Origin of the sequence: Thermotalea metallivorans, from assembly GCF_001562415.1 — a bacterium.
Lineage (GTDB): Bacteria > Bacillota > Clostridia > Peptostreptococcales > Thermotaleaceae > Thermotalea > Thermotalea metallivorans.
In genome coordinates this window covers 17,005-37,133 of record NZ_LOEE01000083.1, presented here as the reverse complement: position 1 = coordinate 37,133, position 20,129 = coordinate 17,005, and the positions used below count along the sequence as shown (strand labels likewise).

At 41.1% G+C, this 20,129-nt stretch carries 18 protein-coding genes and 1 other annotated feature; of the genes, 1 reads left to right on the top strand and 17 read right to left on the bottom strand.

The genetic code is table 11. From position 1 onward, the window contains the following. Window positions 1-153: 153 nt before the first annotated feature. From AN619_RS14950 to AN619_RS14895, 12 genes are all read right to left on the bottom strand, one after another. On the bottom strand, window positions 154-561 hold the full coding sequence (locus tag AN619_RS14950) for a hypothetical protein (RefSeq protein ID WP_068558066.1): 408 nt from the start codon (window positions 559-561) through the stop codon (window positions 154-156). A 344-nt stretch (window positions 562-905) separates the two neighbouring features. Further along, the gene (locus AN619_RS14945; RefSeq protein WP_068558065.1) at window positions 906-2,228 is read right to left on the bottom strand and encodes a sensor histidine kinase; all 1,323 of its coding nucleotides are present in this window, start codon (window positions 2,226-2,228) and stop codon (window positions 906-908) included. A 17-nt stretch (window positions 2,229-2,245) separates the two neighbouring features. Then, a complete protein-coding gene (locus AN619_RS14940) occupies window positions 2,246-2,974 on the bottom strand; it encodes a LytR/AlgR family response regulator transcription factor (RefSeq protein ID WP_068558064.1) in 729 nt (242 codons plus the stop codon). Between the two features lie 363 nt (window positions 2,975-3,337). Further along, complete coding sequence (gene ptsP / locus AN619_RS14935; protein WP_068558063.1) at window positions 3,338-5,032, bottom strand: phosphoenolpyruvate--protein phosphotransferase; 1,695 nt, start codon at window positions 5,030-5,032, stop codon at window positions 3,338-3,340. Between the two features lie 23 nt (window positions 5,033-5,055). After that, the gene (locus AN619_RS14930) at window positions 5,056-5,325 is read right to left on the bottom strand and encodes an HPr family phosphocarrier protein (protein ID WP_278279912.1); all 270 of its coding nucleotides are present in this window, start codon (window positions 5,323-5,325) and stop codon (window positions 5,056-5,058) included. Window positions 5,326-5,373: 48 nt separating this feature from the next. Further along, window positions 5,374-6,747, bottom strand: a complete 1,374-nt coding sequence (locus AN619_RS14925) for a PTS fructose transporter subunit IIC (RefSeq protein ID WP_068558062.1) — start codon at window positions 6,745-6,747, stop codon at window positions 5,374-5,376. Between the two features lie 181 nt (window positions 6,748-6,928). Beyond that, window positions 6,929-7,375, bottom strand: a complete 447-nt coding sequence (locus AN619_RS14920; protein WP_068558061.1) for a PTS sugar transporter subunit IIA — start codon at window positions 7,373-7,375, stop codon at window positions 6,929-6,931. Then, window positions 7,375-8,319, bottom strand: a complete 945-nt coding sequence (gene pfkB, locus AN619_RS14915) for a 1-phosphofructokinase (protein ID WP_068558060.1) — start codon at window positions 8,317-8,319, stop codon at window positions 7,375-7,377. Before pfkB ends, AN619_RS14920 begins: the two co-directional genes overlap by 1 nt. A 12-nt stretch (window positions 8,320-8,331) precedes the next feature. Beyond that, window positions 8,332-9,090 carry a DeoR/GlpR family DNA-binding transcription regulator gene (locus AN619_RS14910; protein ID WP_068558059.1) on the bottom strand — a complete coding sequence of 253 codons (759 nt, stop codon included), beginning with the start codon at window positions 9,088-9,090 and terminating at the stop codon, window positions 8,332-8,334. A 260-nt stretch (window positions 9,091-9,350) separates the two neighbouring features. Further along, window positions 9,351-9,680 (bottom strand): DUF6054 family protein, encoded by a 330-nt coding sequence (locus tag AN619_RS14905; protein ID WP_068558058.1) that lies wholly within the window; start codon window positions 9,678-9,680, stop codon window positions 9,351-9,353. Window positions 9,681-9,748: 68 nt separating this feature from the next. Further along, entirely contained in the window at window positions 9,749-11,026 is a 1,278-nt protein-coding gene (gene serS, locus AN619_RS14900; RefSeq protein WP_068558057.1) for a serine--tRNA ligase, read from the bottom strand. A 65-nt stretch (window positions 11,027-11,091) separates the two neighbouring features. Then, window positions 11,092-11,308 (bottom strand) — a binding site (T-box leader). 28 nt (window positions 11,309-11,336) lie between these two features. Beyond that, window positions 11,337-11,873 carry a hypothetical protein gene (locus AN619_RS14895; RefSeq protein WP_068558056.1) on the bottom strand — a complete coding sequence of 179 codons (537 nt, stop codon included), beginning with the start codon at window positions 11,871-11,873 and terminating at the stop codon, window positions 11,337-11,339. A 358-nt stretch (window positions 11,874-12,231) separates the two neighbouring features. Here AN619_RS14895 and AN619_RS14890 point away from each other — a divergent pair, with 358 nt between their 5' ends. Then, window positions 12,232-12,423 carry a hypothetical protein gene (locus AN619_RS14890; protein ID WP_068558055.1) on the top strand — a complete coding sequence of 64 codons (192 nt, stop codon included), beginning with the start codon at window positions 12,232-12,234 and terminating at the stop codon, window positions 12,421-12,423. A 104-nt stretch (window positions 12,424-12,527) separates the two neighbouring features. Here the strand turns inward: AN619_RS14890 and AN619_RS14885 are convergent, their stop codons facing one another. The 5 genes from AN619_RS14885 to nadA form a co-directional block, all read right to left on the bottom strand. Continuing rightward, entirely contained in the window at window positions 12,528-15,290 is a 2,763-nt protein-coding gene (locus AN619_RS14885) for a UPF0182 family membrane protein (RefSeq protein ID WP_242867423.1), read from the bottom strand. A 144-nt stretch (window positions 15,291-15,434) separates the two neighbouring features. Then, the gene (locus tag AN619_RS14880) at window positions 15,435-16,472 is read right to left on the bottom strand and encodes a PTS transporter subunit IIC (protein ID WP_068558071.1); all 1,038 of its coding nucleotides are present in this window, start codon (window positions 16,470-16,472) and stop codon (window positions 15,435-15,437) included. A 192-nt stretch (window positions 16,473-16,664) separates the two neighbouring features. Further along, the gene (gene nadC, locus AN619_RS14875) at window positions 16,665-17,498 is read right to left on the bottom strand and encodes a carboxylating nicotinate-nucleotide diphosphorylase (RefSeq protein ID WP_278279911.1); all 834 of its coding nucleotides are present in this window, start codon (window positions 17,496-17,498) and stop codon (window positions 16,665-16,667) included. A gap of 2 nt (window positions 17,499-17,500) precedes the next feature. Then, a complete protein-coding gene (gene nadB / locus AN619_RS14870; protein ID WP_068558053.1) occupies window positions 17,501-19,060 on the bottom strand; it encodes an L-aspartate oxidase in 1,560 nt (519 codons plus the stop codon). An 11-nt stretch (window positions 19,061-19,071) separates the two neighbouring features. Beyond that, window positions 19,072-19,983 carry a quinolinate synthase NadA gene (nadA, locus tag AN619_RS14865; RefSeq protein WP_068558069.1) on the bottom strand — a complete coding sequence of 304 codons (912 nt, stop codon included), beginning with the start codon at window positions 19,981-19,983 and terminating at the stop codon, window positions 19,072-19,074. Between the last annotated feature and the right edge of the window lie 146 nt (window positions 19,984-20,129).

Sequence of the window (20,129 nt, the reverse complement as noted above, 5' to 3'; positions counted from 1 at the left end):
AATGGTGTAATAAAAGCTACTGACATTTCTGTGGCTTAAACTTACAGCTATTAAATTTTCAAAGGACAATAGTACCTTTATTTAAGTGTGCCCATTTTTAAACTACGTTGAGTTATTTTTCAAGCTATCCTACCTCCTTGTTATTTTTTAATTTTAATTACTATCAGTTAGATTATACGAAATTGAAGGCTCATAATAAGTTGAGTTTCCTTCTTTACCATAATGCGTCACTGTCATTTTCCAAACATTTGAGTATCTTGTGCTTGAACAGGATCCGTTTAATATCGCCTTATAAGGTGGTGTAGTATCACTTGCCGAAGTATCTGTATCCTTTACACCATTTTCATAAACTATACATCTTACCTTTACTCCCGTGATATCGGTCCATCCACCATTAGATACTTGTACTGCTTCCGTGCTTCCCATAAAATCAACGCCATATCCATAAGCATCTAAGTCAGAATCACAAGACAGATAATACTGTAAACCATACGACACACCCGCAGATAGTATAAAGATTGCCATCAAAACTAATACAAAAATATAGTTTTTTTGTTTCATACTTAAAATTCTCCTTTCGTAATTTAATATTTAATCGTATAAGCTTTAATACCTAGAATTGGGTGACCTAATTTTCATAACCCATATACCTCCTTGTAAAGATAATGTACCATTGTAGTTCATAAATAGCTTTACAATCTACTTTGAGGAAAGTAATATCAACCTGAATCCTTTGGGAGCATGTTTTTACCCCCTTTCACTAGTCTAGGGTAAACATTCTTCTATCCCCATCAAAAATATTTATCCCTTCTACATTCAGTCTATCAAACTCACACTCATATGCAATGATCCTTGCAAAACAGGTCGTTGAAATGTAATAATTAGCACGAAAAATAATATTCTTCTCACATTTCATGATTTTGAAGGGGAATTCCAATACTTACCTTAAAAATATCCCTATCATCCTCCAGCTTCATCATCCCATGATATTTTTTTACCGCTTGAAACACGCTCTGTAATCCAAAACCATGGTTTTGAGCATCGGCTTTTGTTGTAAAATTGTACTTTATTTTTTCCGATTCAACATGGACATCGACAGACTTGGAATTAGTAATTTTTATAATAAGATTGTAGTTTTTTACATACATCTCTAGATTGATAAACTTATTTTCTATATTATCTTTTATACAGGCTTCGATGGCATTATCCATTAAGTTGCCAATGATAACAGATAAATCCATAGGATCTATATTTATTTTCTCCGGTAAATCAACATCCAGTTCAACTTTTATCTTCTCTTTTTTCGCTTGCGGCAGCTTCATATTTACAACAGATGAAATAATTGGATGGTCAATGCATATCAGCGCATCAAAAAAAATTACTTCATCCGTCAACTTTTCTATATATCTTTTGGCTTCTTCCACTTTGTTTAACTTTAAAAGCCCATACAAACAACCAATATGATGTCGAAAATCATGTCGCTGCATCCTTATGGATTGAAGCATATCTCCCATATGGTTCATATAAAAAACTTGCTTCTTGTACTCCTCCTCTTGACGCCGCCATAACATCTCTTTTTGTGTTTGTTCGCTAATTTTTTTCATAGTTTCCAGCAAAAGTATAGATAAACTCACAGCACAAAAAACAATGACTATCGCATAAACTTTTTCATGTCCTTTGACAATGGTCGTATATTTATAGAACAAGAAAGCCATAAGGACAATCATGATATTGAATATACACAAAAGAAACACTTGATAGGATCTTTTTCGATCCAGATATGCTATAATTCTGATTTTGTCTAATCGTTTCCATACAAATAAAAAAAATAATAATTTTGATAAAACGCCGGTTGCTATCCTGTATATAGTGGGATGATAAAATGTAGAAGGCTCTATTTCCATAACCGTCAGTATTAAGCCGGAAACGATCAATCCACATACAAATAACCCTGTCAGGCCTACCATTACGATAAAATAAATTTTCCATATTTTCTCCCTTAAAAGAAGAGAAAACAAGGCTCCTGTGGCAACAATCATCATCAAAATACCTATGGGATTAGTAAATCCTAACCAACTATAAATAATTATGTTGATCAATGATAACAATCCTAAAATAAAAGATGCGTTTACAAAAGAAAAATCCTTTTGATCCATCACTTTCCAAGTAAAAAGAAATAAAAGAATTATATCCACCACACTAAAAATAAATTCCATACTTTCATTCATAGCCATCCCCCTGCCCGCTATGAAAACATATTCTCCTCAAGGACTTTTAGGACATTTGCCTTAAACTTTCTACTAACAGGGATAAGAATATTCTTATCTCGAAGATAGATATGATTCTCTTTTTGTTCTAATATTTTATACTTATTGACTAAATAACCCTGATGACATCGGACAAAATATTTCATGTCCAACATCTCCATAAGTTTTTTCATAGACAGATAAAATTCATATTCTCCTTGCACTGTATAGATTTTCATTTTTCGTAGATTTTTTTCAAAAAATAGAATTTCTTCATACTTAACATTCAGTATCATTTCTTTTGTTTTTATAGTAAACACCTGTTGTTTCCTCTGGTAGGCTATCAGTTGTTCAAATCTCAATATGGCGTACTCTATGAGCTTTTTAAATTTCTTTTCTGTTACGGGCTTTAGCATATAGTCCACAGCTTTTACACAAAAAGCATGGAAAGCATAATCTTTGAATCCTGTGATGTATACGATTATTGCATTTTTATAAATAGCTTTTATTTGTTTTCCCAATTTAATGCCATCCATTTTTTCCATTTGTATGTCCAAAAAAGCTATATGAATTTCATGATCCTTTATTTTCTTTAACAATGCTTCACCGCTGAATGCTGCAATCACATTGAATTCATAATTCATATCCAATGCATTGATATATGCCTTGATCGTTTCCACCTGTATTGGATCATCATCGCAAACAGCAATGTTTAATGCATTTGTCATCGTTCCCCCCCTTTTATGCCAAACCATTCAAACCTATCCATCAGTTCCACATAATACCTATTTTATTATAGCACATCTTTATGATTTGGATTTAGTAATTTATTTCTATTTATTTTCAATTACTTTTCCAGTCTATCGTTGAAAGCTTCTTTTGTTCAAGCAATTCAACCTGCCTATAAAAGATTTTTTCTCTATAAAATAACAAAGTCTTCCGTTGGAAGATTGACAGGAAGACTTTGTTGAAACCCATGACGAAAATTATGACGTATCCACAATTTATGAAAGCACATCATTTCCTATGCATTATAACAAAGCTGCCCGGAACATATAGTACAGGCAGCTTCACTGGATACTTTTATTCTATTATTTGCATAATTTTGTTACAAATTTTTCTATTTCTTCCGCTGTGTCCATTTGCAGCACTTGATCGGCTACAACTTTCATCTCTTCATAGGACAGGCTTTGAATTTGTTTTCTTGCAGGGAGTATGGATCCGGCACCCATGCTAAGCTCGTCTAGCCCCATGCCCAAAAACACAGGAATAAGCCTTTTATCCCCTGCTGCTTCTCCACACATACCCACCCATATGCCGGCCTTGTGTCCATTATCAATCACCAGCTTAATGAGCCTCAGCAAGGCAGGATGGAAAGGATTATATAAATGGGCAATCTTTTCATTCATCCTATCTACAGCAGTGGTATACTGAATCAGGTCATTGGTACCAATACTAAAGAAATCTACTTCCCGGGCCAACATGTCGGATATCACCGCCGCTGCAGGAATTTCCACCATAATTCCCACCGCTATATTCGATGCATAATCTTTTCCTTCATGCTGCAACTCCTGCTTTGCTTCCTCCAGTATTTTGTTGGCAGCCCTTACTTCCTCTACAGAAGAAATCATGGGATACATGATTTTTAAGTTTCCGTAAATGCCCGCTCTCAACAACGCCCTCAATTGGGTTTTGAATATTTCCTTTCGGTCAAGGCAAATCCTAATCGCCCGGTATCCCAAGAAAGGATTCATTTCTTTGGGCAAATTCATATAGGGAAGCTCCTTGTCTCCTCCGATATCTAAAGTTCGAATAATCACAGGACGCTTGCCCATGATCTCCAAAACGGCCTTGTATGCCTCCAACTGCTCTTCTTCCGTAGGCAAAGAAGTTCTGTCCATATATAAAAACTCTGTCCGGTAGAGTCCAATCCCTTCCGCTCCATTCTCATCCGCTTTCTTTGCATCCTTGGGATTGCCGATATTGCAGCCCAATTCTACCTTTCTGCCATCCGTTGATATAGTACTGCTGTTTATAAGCTTCCTTAATTCTTTTTTTGCCTGCAGTTGTTCTTCCCTTTTCCTTGCATATTCCCTCACGAGGGCATCTTCAGGATTCACCAGGACAATACCTTCCTCCCCGTCAAACACAAGGATATCTCCATTTTTTACATGTTGCGTAATATCCTTCAAGCCCACCACCGCAGGAATCTCCATGGTTCTTGCCATGATCGCACTGTGGGAAGTCCTGCCGCCGATATCTGTAACAAATCCCAATACATTTTCCCGATCCAATTGAGCCGTATCGGAAGGGGTCAAATCATGGGCTACGATAATCACAGGTTCCTTTAGCTTTGCTAAGTTTGGGAGCTCCTTCCCCAAGAGATTCATCAGCAGTCTTTCCCCTACATCCCGGATATCCGCAGCCCTTTCCTTCATATATCCATTCTCCATGCTTTCAAATATGGCAATAAACATGTTCATCACTTTTTCCAAAGCTGCCTCAGCATTGAGTTTTTCTGCCCTAATGGCTCCTTCAACACCACCAATAAGCTCTGGATCTTCCAAGATCATCAGGTGGGCATCCAGAATGGCCTGCTGTTCTGCCAAGGTCCTTCTCTTAATCTCTTCGATTTGTTCTCTTGTCTTTTTCAAGGCTCCATGAAATCTGTTTTGCTCCTTTTCCACGTCATCAACAGCCCCGGACTCAATGACAATATCTTCCTTTTTAAAAAGTAGGACCTTTCCCACAGCAATTCCAGGGGAAGCCCCAATTCCTTTGTACATATCAAAACCCCTCTCTATTCTCCCTATTCTCCAAAATTAGATTCAAATAGAGAAATCATAGCATCCATGGCTTCTTTCTCATCCGCTCCCTCAATCCTTATTTCAATCCGCTCTCCCTTGGCTGCCCCCAGGGCCATAATCCCCATCATACTTTTAGCATTTGCTTCGTGGTCTTCTTTTGCAAATATGATATTGCTCTGAAATCGAGAGGCAATCTTTACAATCATAGCAGCAGGTCTCGCATGAAGCCCTGTTTCGTTTTTTACAATGATCTCTTGCTTTTGCATTTGCATCTCCTTTCTCCCATAAAGCAACAGAATAGCGCTGTCCTTATCCTGTTGCTATGCATCTATTCCCTCATTCAGCTTTTTCTTCAACATACCTACCAATAGGGCGGTTACAATGGTACCTGCCACAATGGCCAATACATATCCCGCCGGATTGCCTACTGCATTTGGAATAGGCAATACAAAAATTCCTCCATGGGGTGCCCTTAAAGTGCACCGGAATGCCATCGACATTGCCCCAGCCACTGCAGAACCTGCCATAATGGAAGGAATCACCCTGAAAGGATCTGCTGCCGCAAAAGGAATGGCTCCTTCTGTAATGAAAGATATACCCAATACCCAAGCTGCCTTTCCGGCTTCCACTTCTGCTTTCGTAAACTTATTTTTAAATAGTATGGTAGCCAGTGCCAAGCCTAGGGGTGGTGTCATTCCCGCTGCCATCACCGCTGCCTGGGGTTCAAATACATTGGAACCCAATAGTCCCACGGCAAAGGTATAGGCTGCCTTATTGATAGGACCTCCCATATCAAAGGCCATCATGGCTCCCAAAATTCCCCCAAGGAGCATTGCATTGGTTCCACTTAAGCCTTGAAGCCAGGATGTCACGGCATCCAGTATTCCTTTTACAGGTGTTCCGATAACATAAATCATCAGCAAACCTACAAACAAGGAAGATAGCAACGGTAAGATCAAGATAGGTTTCAGTCCTTCAAAGGTTTTTGGCAGCTTGATGTTTTTTTTCAGAAAATCCGCAGTATACCCGGCAATAAAACCGGCAACAATACCGCCGAGAAATCCGGCACCAATTTGTGATGCAATCATACCACCGATAAAACCGGGTGCCAAACCAGGTCTATCGGCAATCGAATAGGCAATATACCCTGCCAGAACGGGCACCATCAGCCCAAAGGCAGAAGCACCTCCGATTTGCATCAGCGCTGCGGCCAGCGTTCCCGATTCTTTGAAAGCTTCAATGCCGAATACAAAAGAAAGGGCAATCGCCAGTCCCCCTGCCACTACCAAGGGAAGCATAAAGGAAACTCCTGTCATCAAATGTTTATAGGGTCCTGTTCTTTCCTCACTTCTTTGCTGCTTGATTTCTTCTACTTGCTTGATCAGATCCTTTTTTTCAAGCTTCATGGCTCTTTCAATCACAGCTTCTCCATCCTTGATGGCCTCTGCCACAGCCACTTCCAGAATGGCTTTCCCTGCAAAACGCTCCTTCGAAACGTTTGCTCCTGCCGCAATAATAACGGCATGGGCTTCCTGAATATCTTGAACTGTCAATTCATTTTCTACACCCACAGATCCCTGGGTTTCAACTTTTATGGATATACCTTTCTTTTTTGCAGCATTCTCCAACGCTTCTGCAGCCATATAGGTATGGGCAATCCCCGTTGGGCATGAAGTTACTGCTACCAGTTTCATAAATTCATCCCCCTTTATTTATTGACCTACAACGCTAAGGTGAACGCCTTTAGAAAACATCTTTCTGGGATAAACACCTTGTTGCCAGCATCATCCATCAGCGATTAACCCTAGCAAAAGTAGCCTGCCTTAAAAAATATAACCTTTGCATAATTTTATTCTAATTTGCAAACTTACCACACTATTCATGAAATGCATGGATGACATCCTCTTCCTGCCTTGCCTCCATCAGTTGTTTTCTTACATGTTCATGCATCAGCTTCCGAGACAATTGACTCAATACCCTTAAATGTTCACTGCTGGATCCCTCAGGAACAGCAATCAGAAAGAAAATATAGCTTGGCTGGCCATCCAGCGATTCATAATCGATCCCTTTCTTTGATTTGCCAAAGACAATGGAAGGTTCTTGTACATCCTTGGATTTTCCGTGGGGAATGGCAATGCCCATTCCTATACCCGTAGAAACTTGCTTTTCCCGCTCCATGACCGTTTTTATAAAATTTTCTTTGTCCGTTACAATTCCTTGGTCTACCAGGGGAGTGATAAGTTCTTCAATCACCTCCCTCTTGTTTTGTGCCTGCAAATCTAGAATCATAAGCTCCCTCTTTAGTAAATCTGAAATTTCCATCATTTTACTCCTTTCTCCCTAGGGTATACCAGCTTTATTTCTTTCTGGTAATCCTGTATGACATTGGCAAGTCCAAAAGTAGTCCCATGACTTACGCTGACAGTGGCAGCCGCCGATGCCAATGTAAAGGTTTCTTCCAGAGAATACCCTTCATGAATTCCGTAGGCAAAGGCTCCTACCATGGCATCCCCTGCTCCCACTGTATTTTGTACCTCCACTTCCAAGGCTTCTGCCTTCATTGTCCGATCCTTTGTCACCATGAGAGCACCCTTAGATCCCATGGAAACTACCACCAATGCAATGCCCTGGTCTAAAAAGTTGCTGCAGCATTTGATCACCTCATCCTCATCTCTGAATGAAACGCCAAAGGTATCGGCCAATTCATGGATATTGGGTTTTACCATGTATGGACATGCCTTGATTCCCTCCAGCAGACTTGCCCCATCAGTATCGAGGATGGTCTTGCATCCCTTCTCCTGTGCAATGGAAATCAATTGCCGGTATATGTCCTTCGGAGTATTGGGCGGCAGACTGCCCGAAAACACCATTACCTTGCTATATTCAGCCCAAAACCTGATTTTTTGGTAAAGGGCCTCCAGCCAAACCTTTTTAATTTCACCTCCCTGGTCATTAATATCCGTTGTCTGTCTTCGGCTCCTATCGATAATTTTAATATTGGTTCTAGTTTCCCTATCTACCCATATAAAATCTGTTTTGATCGCCATCTTTTGTAAACGCCCTGCAATCCACTTTCCTGTCTCTCCACCCACAAACCCCAAGGCAAGGGTATCACCACCTAAGGATTTCACAACCTTGGATACGTTGATCCCTTTTCCCCCTGCCTCTATATAGCTTCTCTGCATCCTATTGACCTGTCCCAACATGAAATTTTCAATTTCGATGGTTCTATCAACAGCAGCATTGAGTGTAACTGTTGTGATCATTTGGTCCTCTCCTTATTCACAGATGATTTCTACACCATGTTGTACAAACTTCTCTACAATCCCTCGATCAATATTCTTATCCGTAATGATGGCATCAATTTGATCCAGCTTTGCAATCAGCGAAAAACATACCTTTCCAAACTTGCTGTGATCCGCTACAATATACACCTCCTTAGCCGATTGAATCATGATACCCTTTGTATGGGCTTCATGCATATTGGGCGTCGTGCATCCATCCTGAAGGGTGATTCCATTAGTCCCAATAAAGGCTTTATCTGCCTTGAAACGCTGGAGCATTTGATCTGTCAGAGGTCCTACAAGGGATAAAGTTTCCCTTCGGGTATAGCCCCCTGTTACCACTACTTCTACATCCTTATTTTTTGACAACTCTAAGGCGATGAGCATGGAATTGGTCAGCACCGTTACATTTTTTGCCTTAATATTTTTTGCAATCTGCAGCGTTGTTGTTCCCGCATCTAAAATAATTGTCTCATTGTCTTGTATCAGTTCACCGGCTTTTTTTCCGATCTCCCTCTTCTCTTCCTGATAAACCTCTTCCTTTTCAGCCATAGTTGGTTCAAAACCTGTATTTTCAGCCTTCACGGCGCCCCCATGGGTCCTTTTCAACAACCCTTCCTGCTCCAAATCCTGTAAATCCCTTCGGATCGTAGACTCAGAAACATTTAGCTTCTCTGTCAATTCATTGACCTTAACCCGATTTTTGCTTTCCAATATTTCTAAGATCTTTGCTTTTCTCTCTTCCATAAACATCTGGCTTTTCCCCTCTCTCTATTATTCTATTTGGGAAAATTGTTTTTTATGAATCTTTTTGACTGTATTTGATTATTTTTGATTATATTATAGATATATTTTTTTGTCAACAATCAAAAACATTCATCCCTATGATCAGTTTTGATTGCTAAGGAACGGATCTTATTTTCTACAAAAATAAAACAGATGGACTCCCTTTTATATTTCTGGAATCTATCTGTTTCTCACGGTTCCTATATCCTTTTGCCATATGGATGTATTTATTCCACAATAAAATCCTGTAATATAGCTTTCACACTATAGGCAAAATCATTGGCTGCTCCCCAATCAAAATTGAATAATAATCCCTGAGAACTACCAGTAGCAATAGCCCTCACGGCCGTCTGCCCTTTTATATTGTCAATAATTACAACCAATGCGGCTCGATTGGAAGTGCGAAAAAAATACTTTTCAAATACCAAGGTTCCAATATACTGGTCTCCCCCTAAGTCATGGATTTCCTCATAAACCAGTTCGGCATTTTCATTTTCTTTCACCAGATGAAAAGCCCTCACTGGGTCTATACTGATTTGAAAATGATGGATACTCATCTCTATTCCCCCATTCCATAATAATTAAATTAAAAGATGTATACTGCTGTTTTTTTATTCTCATCATCCTATTTTGTTATTTTTTCCAACCCCCCCATGTACGGTCTCAATGCCTCCGGTATTGTCACCGATCCGTCGGATTCCTGATAGTTTTCCAAAATAGCTGCGAAGGTCCTTCCTACAGCCAAACCGGATCCGTTTAATGTATGGACATATTCCACTTTCCCTTTGGGCTCCGGTCTGAATCGGATATTAGCTCTTCTGGCTTGAAAATCTTCAAAATTGCTGCAGGAAGAAATCTCCAAATACCTGCCGTAGCTGGGCATCCACACCTCGATATCATAGGTACAGGCAGAACTGAAGGTGAGATCTCCCGTGCAAAGCTTTACAACCCGGTAGGGAAGCCCTAGTCTTTTTAATACTTCCTCTGCTGCCTCAAGCAATGTCTCCAACTCCATATAGGACGTTTCAGGCCTTGTAAACTTCACCAATTCTACCTTGTTGAATTGATGCTGGCGGATGAGTCCTCGAGTATCCCTTCCTGCAGAGCCAGCTTCTTTTCTAAAGCATGGGGTATAGGCCGTATGGTAAATAGGCAATTGATCTCCTTCGAGGATATCATTCATATACAAATTGGTGACAGGTACTTCTGCCGTAGGAATCAAAAAATAATCCTTGCTGGGAATATGGAACATATCCTCCTCAAATTTAGGAAGCTGACCTGTTCCCTTAGCGCTGTCCCTATTGACCATGAAAGGGGGAAGGATTTCCACGTACCCGTGCTCATGGGTATGAAGATCCAGCATAAAATTGATTAAAGCACGCTCCAACCTAGCTCCTAGACCTCTATATACAGTAAATCTCGCTCCTGTAATTTTTCCTGCCGTTTCAAAATCAAGAATCCCCAATTCCGTTCCTATATCCCAATGGGTCTTATATTCAAAATGAAAACTCCTAGGCTCTCCCCATCTTTTGACTTCCACATTGTCTGCATCACTGGTTCCCGCAGGTACGCTTTCATGGGGTGTATTGGGAATATTCAAAAGCATCTCTTGTATTTGCTGTTCAATTCCCTTGACCTCTTCATCGAATCCTTTGATCTTCTCCGAAAGCATTTTCATCTCTTCCATGACGGCAGAAACGTCTTCCCCCGCCTTTTTTAACTTCGGGATTTCCTTAGATACCGTATTCTGTCTGTTTTTCATTTGTTCCACTTCCTGCAGAATTTCCCTTCTTCTTTCATCCAGGGACACCACCTTGTCTAAATCATAATCTCCCTGCCCCCGCCTCAAAATCAATGCTTTCACTTCTTCCAAATGGTTTCGAATCCGTTTGATATCCAGCATCTTTCCAACCTCCTTTAAAATTCTTCTTCAAATTTAAAAATAAAAAAGCCCCTCATCCCCATAGATATAGGGACGAGAGACGTATTCCCGCGTTGCCACCCTAATTGATTGGATTGCTCCAATCCTCTTAGCCGCGATATAACGGTCGCACCCGATAAAGCCTACTGCTCCTTTCAGCCCATAACTCCAGGACGGATTCCATCACAGATTTTATCGGTTTTCACCTGCCACCGACTCTCTGAAAAAAACTGACGATGTACTACTTCCCTTCATTGTCTTTCCTATATTTTTAGATATTCTAACATATTATCTATAGTTTGACAACATCTTTATTTTTTATTCTTCCTTCTTTCTCATAGAGAAGATTTAACAAACCGGGACTCCTTTTGCTTTTCAGGGCATAATATACCTGATCAATTCTTAAAAGGTAGGGATCTTCTACATGGAAAAACGCCAATTCTTCCCTATTTCCCCCAGCTTCAAAAATATAAAGCCTCAGCGCATCACCCATCAGCCACAGCTCCACATAGATATCCCCGATAATATTTTCTTTTAATTTCAATCCTTTATAGGTTTCCCTGGACCTTCTCATCCTCAAGATTTCTTCTTGTTCTTTCAATCGTATCAGATCCAGCAACTCATAAACTTTGTCCCGATACCGCTCCTCTTTTTCCTCATCATCGCAATACTGCTCAATATACCGCTCATGCAAATCCATGGTATGATAATATAATTGTTCCAGTTTCATATGGTCCCTATGAAAATAATGGGCAATCACAGACTGAAAAAATATTTTTGTCAACTCTAAAAGATATCTTCCCGTTGTCAACTCGCAATTATGCTCCATTTCTTTTCCTCCAGTACCAAAAGGTATATCTTTATACTATGCATTATATGGGTCCCATGTGCATAATATGCAGACGGAAAATAGATCATACAATGACTGGGAACCCTTAGGATTTAGGTTTCGTCGCCAATGGCTGCTGGCCGCTAGCTAATTGCTGAACTTACGACTTATAGCTTATAGCCTATAGCTGATAGGTATTCATAGTTTTTAATGGCTAACTGGCATCTGGTGACTGGAGAGAAGCAACGCAGATCTGAGCAAAAATCCTATAATCTGAAATTTTTTTTGAAAAACATGTATATTTTTCTTTTTTTTCGGTAATTCTTATAAAAGCAAAGACATATAAGGGGGGAAAGCCATGTACGATATTGATATTTATGCCCAAATAGGAGATTTAAAAGAAGTAGATTATCGAAATACCTTAGCCATCGCGACCATCATTGAAATCCTAAACGAAAAAGGACTGATTACCCGGCGAGAGTTTGCCCAAATGGCCCAAAGGCTGGATACCATGACGATAGAAGAATTAAAGGTGTTGAGAGCCAGATAATATTTTCCTGCGTCCCCTTTCCATTGATATGTTGAATAGATATGTCCCCAAAGCTACAAGGGAACCTAAAGTTTTAGGTTCCCTTGTAGCTTTGGGGACATATTTTATTCTTCTGCCGTTCCCAACTGATGCAACCTTTCCAAGGTACGCTCCAGTTCATCAATATATTTTCCATAATCAGCCCAATGGCCGGCTCTCTGGGCCTCTTGGGCCCGCCGGAAAATTTCATTGGCTTTGATAATCAACTCCCTGATATGCTGGGGTTCTCCTTCCACCACAGGGGCAGGCATCGGAGTCTCCGGGTCCCCGGTTTTTCCAAAATCTGTCCCAAATAGTTTATTCAGTGCTGCCTCCAACGTTTCTTCATAAGCAATTCTGTCACCATAGGCAACAATTACCCGTTTGACTTCCGGCAAACTGTTTTCATTGTCAGCCTTCAGGTAGATGGGTTCTACATAAATGAATGCATTTTCTATAGGAATCGTTAACAGGTTTCCATGGATATATGTGGACCCTTGCTGACCCCAAAGGGAAAATTCCTTTGAAATATTGGGATCTTGATTAATTTTTGTTTCAATCTGCATGGGGCCATATATATTCTTCTGCTTGGGCAGCTTATAGACAATCAGTTTTCCGTAATTTTCCCCATCATTCCTCGCCACCAAAAGGGCCGTCATATTTGGTTTTCCTTTAGGTGTATAGGGAATGGACAGAACAAACTCCTCCTTCTCCATCCCGGGCAGCTTCATCACCATATAGCTTGATTCCATCACCTGTTCTTTTCTTTCATACAGCTCATTGGCAATATCCCACAGATCCTCCTTCAAATAGAATACTTCCGGATTTGTCATATGGTAAAGCCTATAAACATTGGCCTGTATATCAAACAACTCTTGAGGATAGCGGATATGATCCTTGATTCCCCCGGGCATCTGATCCATGGACGTAAACAGTTGTGGAAAGATTTTCCTCAACGTCTCCACCACAGGATCCCTTTCGTCGGCAATATAATAGGTAGTTGTTCCATGATAAGCATCGATTACTACCTTTACAGCATTTCTGATATAATTACCCTTTTCTCCTATAAAGGGTTGGGCATAGGGATAATTGCTGCTGATGGTATAGCCGTCGATCACCCAAAATAACCTGCCCTGATCGATCACCAAATAAGGATCCTCATCATAGTAAATAAAGGGAGCAATTTTTCGCACTCTTTCATGGATATTCCGGTGCATAAGAATCTTGCTTTCGCCGGTGATATTCCCTGATACCAGCATCTTGAAGCTGCCTTGGCGTAGGGCATATAACAGTTTGTTAAATCCCTTTAATGAAATTCCTCCCTTGCCCTGATAGATAGTTTCCGCATTTTCATCGCCTTTGGGATAATCAAACTCTTTTTCCTTTGTATTGGTAATGACATAGGTATCCGTCAATTCCCCAAAATAAATTTCCGGCCGCTGAATGTGCAATCCCTCTGCATCAGACTCCGGGGGAATATTCCGGATCAGCAGTTGCGGCTGCCCTTCGGCAGTAATCCGATTTACAGGGGAAAGTACTGCTCCATAGCCATGGGTATACTTCAGATGGCGGTTGATCCACTGCTCATTCACTTTTTTCGTATCAATCTCTCGGGCAGCTAAAAACACCTGTCGATATTGTCCGTCAATGATATACCGGTCAATATCCACATCATGAAATTGATAATAGGGCCTGATTCCCTGCCTTTGATTATAAAACTGCCTGGCCGGCCTGTAGTCATTGATTCTGATATTTTCTATGGTCTCCCTGTTTTCCTTTAGATCTTCCGATGTTAATTGCTGATCCGCCGAAAAATTTTTTTCCTCGATATTTTCTAATCCGTAAGCCATCTTTGTATATTGAATATTATACTCCAGATACTGTCTTTCCTTAGAGATTTCGTCGGGGGACACAATAAAGTTTTGCACCCCTAACTCCACAAAATTTCCCAGTATAGCGACGGCAATCATCATCATAGGCCCTGCCAATGCCACCCTCAGCTTTTTCCTCTGAACCCCTACAAGAAGCAATATAGCAGACAGGAAAGATAGACCCGTCAAAAACCTATAAATCCACAGAGTTACGTGGATATCTGTAAAACTGGCCCCATAGGCAACACCCCGGGGAGAATACAAAAGCTCAAAGATTTTCAGAAAATATCCTAATCCTAAAGTAATAAAGAAAATAAATCCCAGTATCAGCAATTGCCGCAGGGCAATATGCATGAGCTTTTTTCCATTCTCCATATGAAAGCCGGTCTGGGTCCTTGCATCCTCCGGTCCATATTTTACATCGAAAAGGGTTGGCCTCCTCAAACCCATCATAATAATATAAAATACCAGGGTAATCACCGTCAGCAAAATGATAAAACTAATAAAAGTAGAATAAATTTGCCCAATGAAAGGATACTGAAACATGTAAAAAGAAATATCTCTTCCAAAAATGGGATCGGCTATGCCAAAGGGCACACCATGAAGAAAAGTCAGCAATTCAAACCAAAGACTCCCCGCAAAGGTAGCACTGGTGATAAAAGATACAAAGGCAGCTCCTGCCAAAGCAATCCGGTTGATGACCTTCTCATCCAATCCTTGGTATACGGTATGAACCTTCCTGTAATAGTCTTTTTTTATCGTTTGCAAATAAAAATAGATAAAGATCGTTAAAACAAGAAAGAGAGGAATACCAATCTTTAATTGGGTTTTTAATTTCGTCAGAAATACCTGATCGTATCCTACTTCTCGAAACCATTGATAATCCGTGACAAAACGAATCATGGTATTAAAAGATGCCAGCAAAACAACGATCCCGATGATCAGGAAAATTCCAATCTTTTTTTTTATTTTTTCCATACTCTCCACCCCCATTTTTGCTCCATAAATACTTATGACTTCTATCTTTGTTTACGTGGAAATTTCATGTTTGTTTCAAACAAAAAACCTCCCGGCAGTACTTGCTTTAGATTTATTATACTACCGAGAGATCCATACTGCAAATCACTGATTCAGTTTCATATCTCCATCCTGTATCCAGCCTTTTTTTCGCATGTATTCAGAAATCATCCATGTCAACGCCCCAGGCAATATAAAATGCAAAAGGATGATCTTTCCAATAATCAAGGCCATAGGTTCCTTTCCTGCCATGGCGGCTATGGTTCCAAACTGTCCTACCAATCCGCTGGTGCCCATACCGGCACCAATACTGTTGTTTTCCATTTTCAGTACATAGGTAGCCACGGGGCCTAAAATAGCGCTGGTTACGATCGATGGGATCCATATCCTTGGATTTCTGATGATATTCGGCATTTGGAGCATCGAGGTACCCAATCCTTGTGCAATCAACCCTCCTATTCCGTTTTCCCGGAAACTTGCAACGGCAAAACCCACCATCTGGGCGGCACAACCTGTCACAGAGGCCCCTGCAGCCAACCCGCTCAAGCCCAAAGAAATGGCCAAAGCTGCACTGCTGATGGGCAAAGTTAGAATCATACCCATCAATACGGATAGGATGATGCCCATGGGTATGGGCTGAAGCTCTGTTGCCCGATTGATCACCTCGCCCAATCCCTTCATCACGTAGGTCATGACGGGGCCTATAAAGACACCAGCCAACCCTCCCAATAGAATCGTTCCTGCAGGAACCAATACAATATCTACCTTTGTCTTTCCAAAGATACGTTTAGAAAACTCTGCTCCCGCCAAAGCCGCCACAAAAGCCCCCACAGGCTCCCCAATCTTTACTGCAAAGATTCCTTCAGCGCCAGGGACAAACGTTCCCGCTCCAATGGCACCGGTGACAATAGACGCCAAGATTCCTAAAGGCGGAGCTTTTACACTAAAGGCCACCCCCGCACCAATCGCCGGCCCCATCAGAAATTGAGCAGTTTTTCCGAAAAGGGACAACCCCTCCATATGGGTATAATCCCCTATTTGTTTTAAGATAAGCCCGATAATCAAAGACGAAAATAACCCCAAGGCCATACCATTTAACGCTTGGGTGATATATTCCCTAAATGTAAATTTCCCTTGATTCATTTTTCCCCGTTTCCTTTCCATTCTTCTCTGCTCGGCAACTCCCTTACAGATCAGCAGTTCTAAAGTTGACGATTGCTTGTTCAACTCAATAAATTTTTTGTCGCGGTTGCCGGCCATCAACTATTAGTTCTAATCAAGCACACATCTTAAAAAATATAATCTCTGCATAGATTGAATTCTAAAGTTGTAAACCTATAGGATATTCAAACTAATATCCATAGCCTTGACGGAATGGGTCAAAGCACCTACGGATATGACATCGATGCCGAGCTGCGCAATCTCCTTTAATCGTTCCTTTGTGATATTCCCGGAAGCTTCCAATAGGACCTTTCCCTTAGCCATGGCAACCGCTTGTTTCATCGTATCTGTATCCATGTTGTCCAGCATGATGATGTCGGCCTTTGCTTCCAAGGCTTCCTGCAACTGTTCCAAGGTTTCCACCTCTACTTCAATTTTTACCGTATGGGGAACATGTCGGCGGGCCCTTTCAATGGCCTTGGTAATGCTTCCCACAGCCTTAATATGGTTATCCTTAATCATCACCCCATCGGATAAATTGAAACGATGATTATAGCAGCCCCCTACGCGTACGGCATATTTTTCCAGTATCCTAAGCCCTGGAGTCGTTTTTCTCGTATCTGCGATTCTTGTGTCATATCCTCTGACCGCATCGGCATAGCTCCTCGCCTGGGTAGCAATGCCGGACATTCTCTGAATCAGATTCAAAGCCACCCGTTCCCCTTTTAGGATGCTTCTCGTTCTCCCCCTAATTTCCGCAATATCTTCCCCATTTTTGACGGTATCGCCATCCTTTTTGAAAGGGATAAAACAAATCTCCCCATCGATCAGATGAAATACCCTCTCTGCCACGGGAAGCCCTGCAATCACACCTTCCTCCTTTGCTGTCATCCTAGCTTTTGTCATGCTGTGCTCATCAATCAACGTATCCGTCGTCAAATCTCCGTAATTCATATCTTCCATCAAGGCATTTTTAATGATTTCCTCCACGATCCATTGGTTATACAATCCTATCCCTCCATCTTCTCCAGGCGATAATGCCCTCCCAAGCTGTCTTTTCTCTTTAAGGCTCCCTCTATGATCAACAGGGCAACAGTAGTCATATTTAACAATTCATAATATGGTATTGACTCTTCTTCCTGCATCCTCAGCATGGCTTTTATGTCTTCTATTTCACGCCAAGCCTTTTTTAAGCCCTCCTCACTGCGGATGATGGAAACATGCTGATCCATGGTATTTTTCAATCTGCCTTTAATTTCTTCGAGATCTATAATTGTATTCTTATTTCCTCCTGCCTTTTTTATATGGCTGATCAACAAAGACTCCGGTTTTGCATTTTCCATATGCCCATGGATATCTTCAGCAACTCGACCGCCAAAAACCAAGCCTTCCAACAGAGAATTGCTTGCCAGCCGGTTGGCCCCATGGACTCCCGTGCAGGCACACTCTCCGCAGGCATAGAGTCCTCGGATATTGGTCCTGCCACTGGCATCTGTTTCAATACCGCCCATGACATAATGCTCTGCCGGTGCCACGGGAATCCATTCCTTTGTCATGTCAATTCCTTCTGCCAAACAACGTTCATAGATCGTAGGAAATCTATGGCGAATGAATTCAGCGCTTTTATGGGTGATATCCAGATAGACATAGGGCTTTTCTGTTCGAATCATCTCTGTAAAAATACTTCTGGATACAATGTCCCTGGGGGCCAAATCCTTCAAGGGATGATATTTTTCCATGAAGGCTTCTCTATAAACATTTCTGAGAATTGCCCCTTCTCCCCGCACCGCCTCCGATATCAAAAACTTTTGTCCCGGCTTATCCGTATACATGGCCGTGGGATGAAACTGAATAAATTCCATATCTTTGACCTTGACCCCTCCTCGATAGGCCATGGCAATACCGTCCCCTGTGGCTACCAATGGATTGGTAGTATTTTTGTATATTTGCCCGATGCCGCCGGTGGCAAGAACCACGGCTCTCCCCTTATAGACAGCCTTTTCTCCCCATTTTTTTACTGCCAGAACGCCCAAAACTTTGTTTTCCTCTGTCAGTATATCAATAACAAAAATGTTTTCTTCCACCCTTATGTTGTTTCTTTTTCTCACGGCTTCTCCCAGACCTCTGATGATCTCCTTTCCAGTGGCATCCTTAGCATGAAGAACCCTTCTTTTGCTATGGCCTCCTTCCCTTGTCGCCAAAAGCTTCCCATGTTCATCCCGATCCAGATGCACTCCAAATTTCAACAGTTTTTCAATATGCATGGGTGCTTCCTCAATCAGGATTCTGGTGTTTTCCCTATGGTTATAATATGCGCCGGCCCTTAAAGTATCCTCATAATGGGCTTCAAAATCATCCTCTGGGCCAACACATGCGGCAATTCCGCCCTGAGCCAGATTGCTGTTGTTGGTGTCGAGGGCTGCCTTAGACATCAAAAGCACCTTGTATTTCTCATCAATATTCAAAGCTGTATATAAGCCTGCAATACCAGTTCCTATGACAATGACATCACTGTCGATGATTTTCCCTATATGCTTCGTATCAAACTGACTGATGTATCTTTCATCCATTTTTCCTCTCCTCAACTTAATTCCAGCATTCTTTCCAGAGCGCCCAATGCCTTTTGACGAATTTCTTCGTCCACTGTAATTTCATATTGCTCTTTTAAGAGGGCCTGATATATATCCGGTAAAGTTGTCTTTTTCATATTAAAACAAGTTAATCCCGGTGATAAGAGGTAGAATTTCTTATCAGGATTTTCCTTTCTCAATTTATGAAGTACCCCCATCTCTGTCCCAATAATAAAGGTTTTGCTGTCTGATTCTTTGGCATAATGAATAATTTGTGATGTGCTGCCTACGAAATCGGCCATAGCCACAACATCGGGGGAGCATTCGGGGTGGATTAGAATTTTTGCATCAGGATGCTGTCGTCTTACCGCATCCACTTCCGACGCTTTCACACGATGATGGGTGATGCAAAAACCCTCCCAGCAAATAATCTCTTTTTCCGGTACTTGCTTTGCGATATAGTTTCCCAGATTTCGATCCGGCACAAACAAGATTTTATCGGCTTTCATACTTTTTACAATTTTGACGGCATTAGAAGAAGTACAGCAAATATCGCTTTCTGCCTTCACCTCTGCCGATGAATTGACATAACAAACCACAGGAAGATCGGGATATTCTTTTTTAAAAACCCTTAGCTGATCCGCATCGATCATATCCGCCATAGGGCATCCCGCATCATAGACCGGCAATAATACTTTTTTATCAGGGGAAAGTATTTTTGCACTCTCTGCCATAAAATGCACGCCACTGAAAATAACGATATCTGCAGTAGTTTTGGCCGCCTCCTGACTAAGCTTTAGTGAATCCCCCACAATATCTGCAATTTCCTGTATCTCCGGTATTTGATAATTATGGGCAAGAATCACGGCATTTTTTTCCTTTTTCAGTCGCTGAATCTCTTGGATCATTTCTCTTTCGTTCATTTTCTTCGTTCCTCTCTCCTCATATTCTTTATTTTTCATTCTGTACCCTATAGGTTTCCCTGAACATGGAAAAAGTATTTTTATTCATTGATACATAATATCTTCCGACGATTCTACTATATCATTTTTGGAGTGATTTTACATCT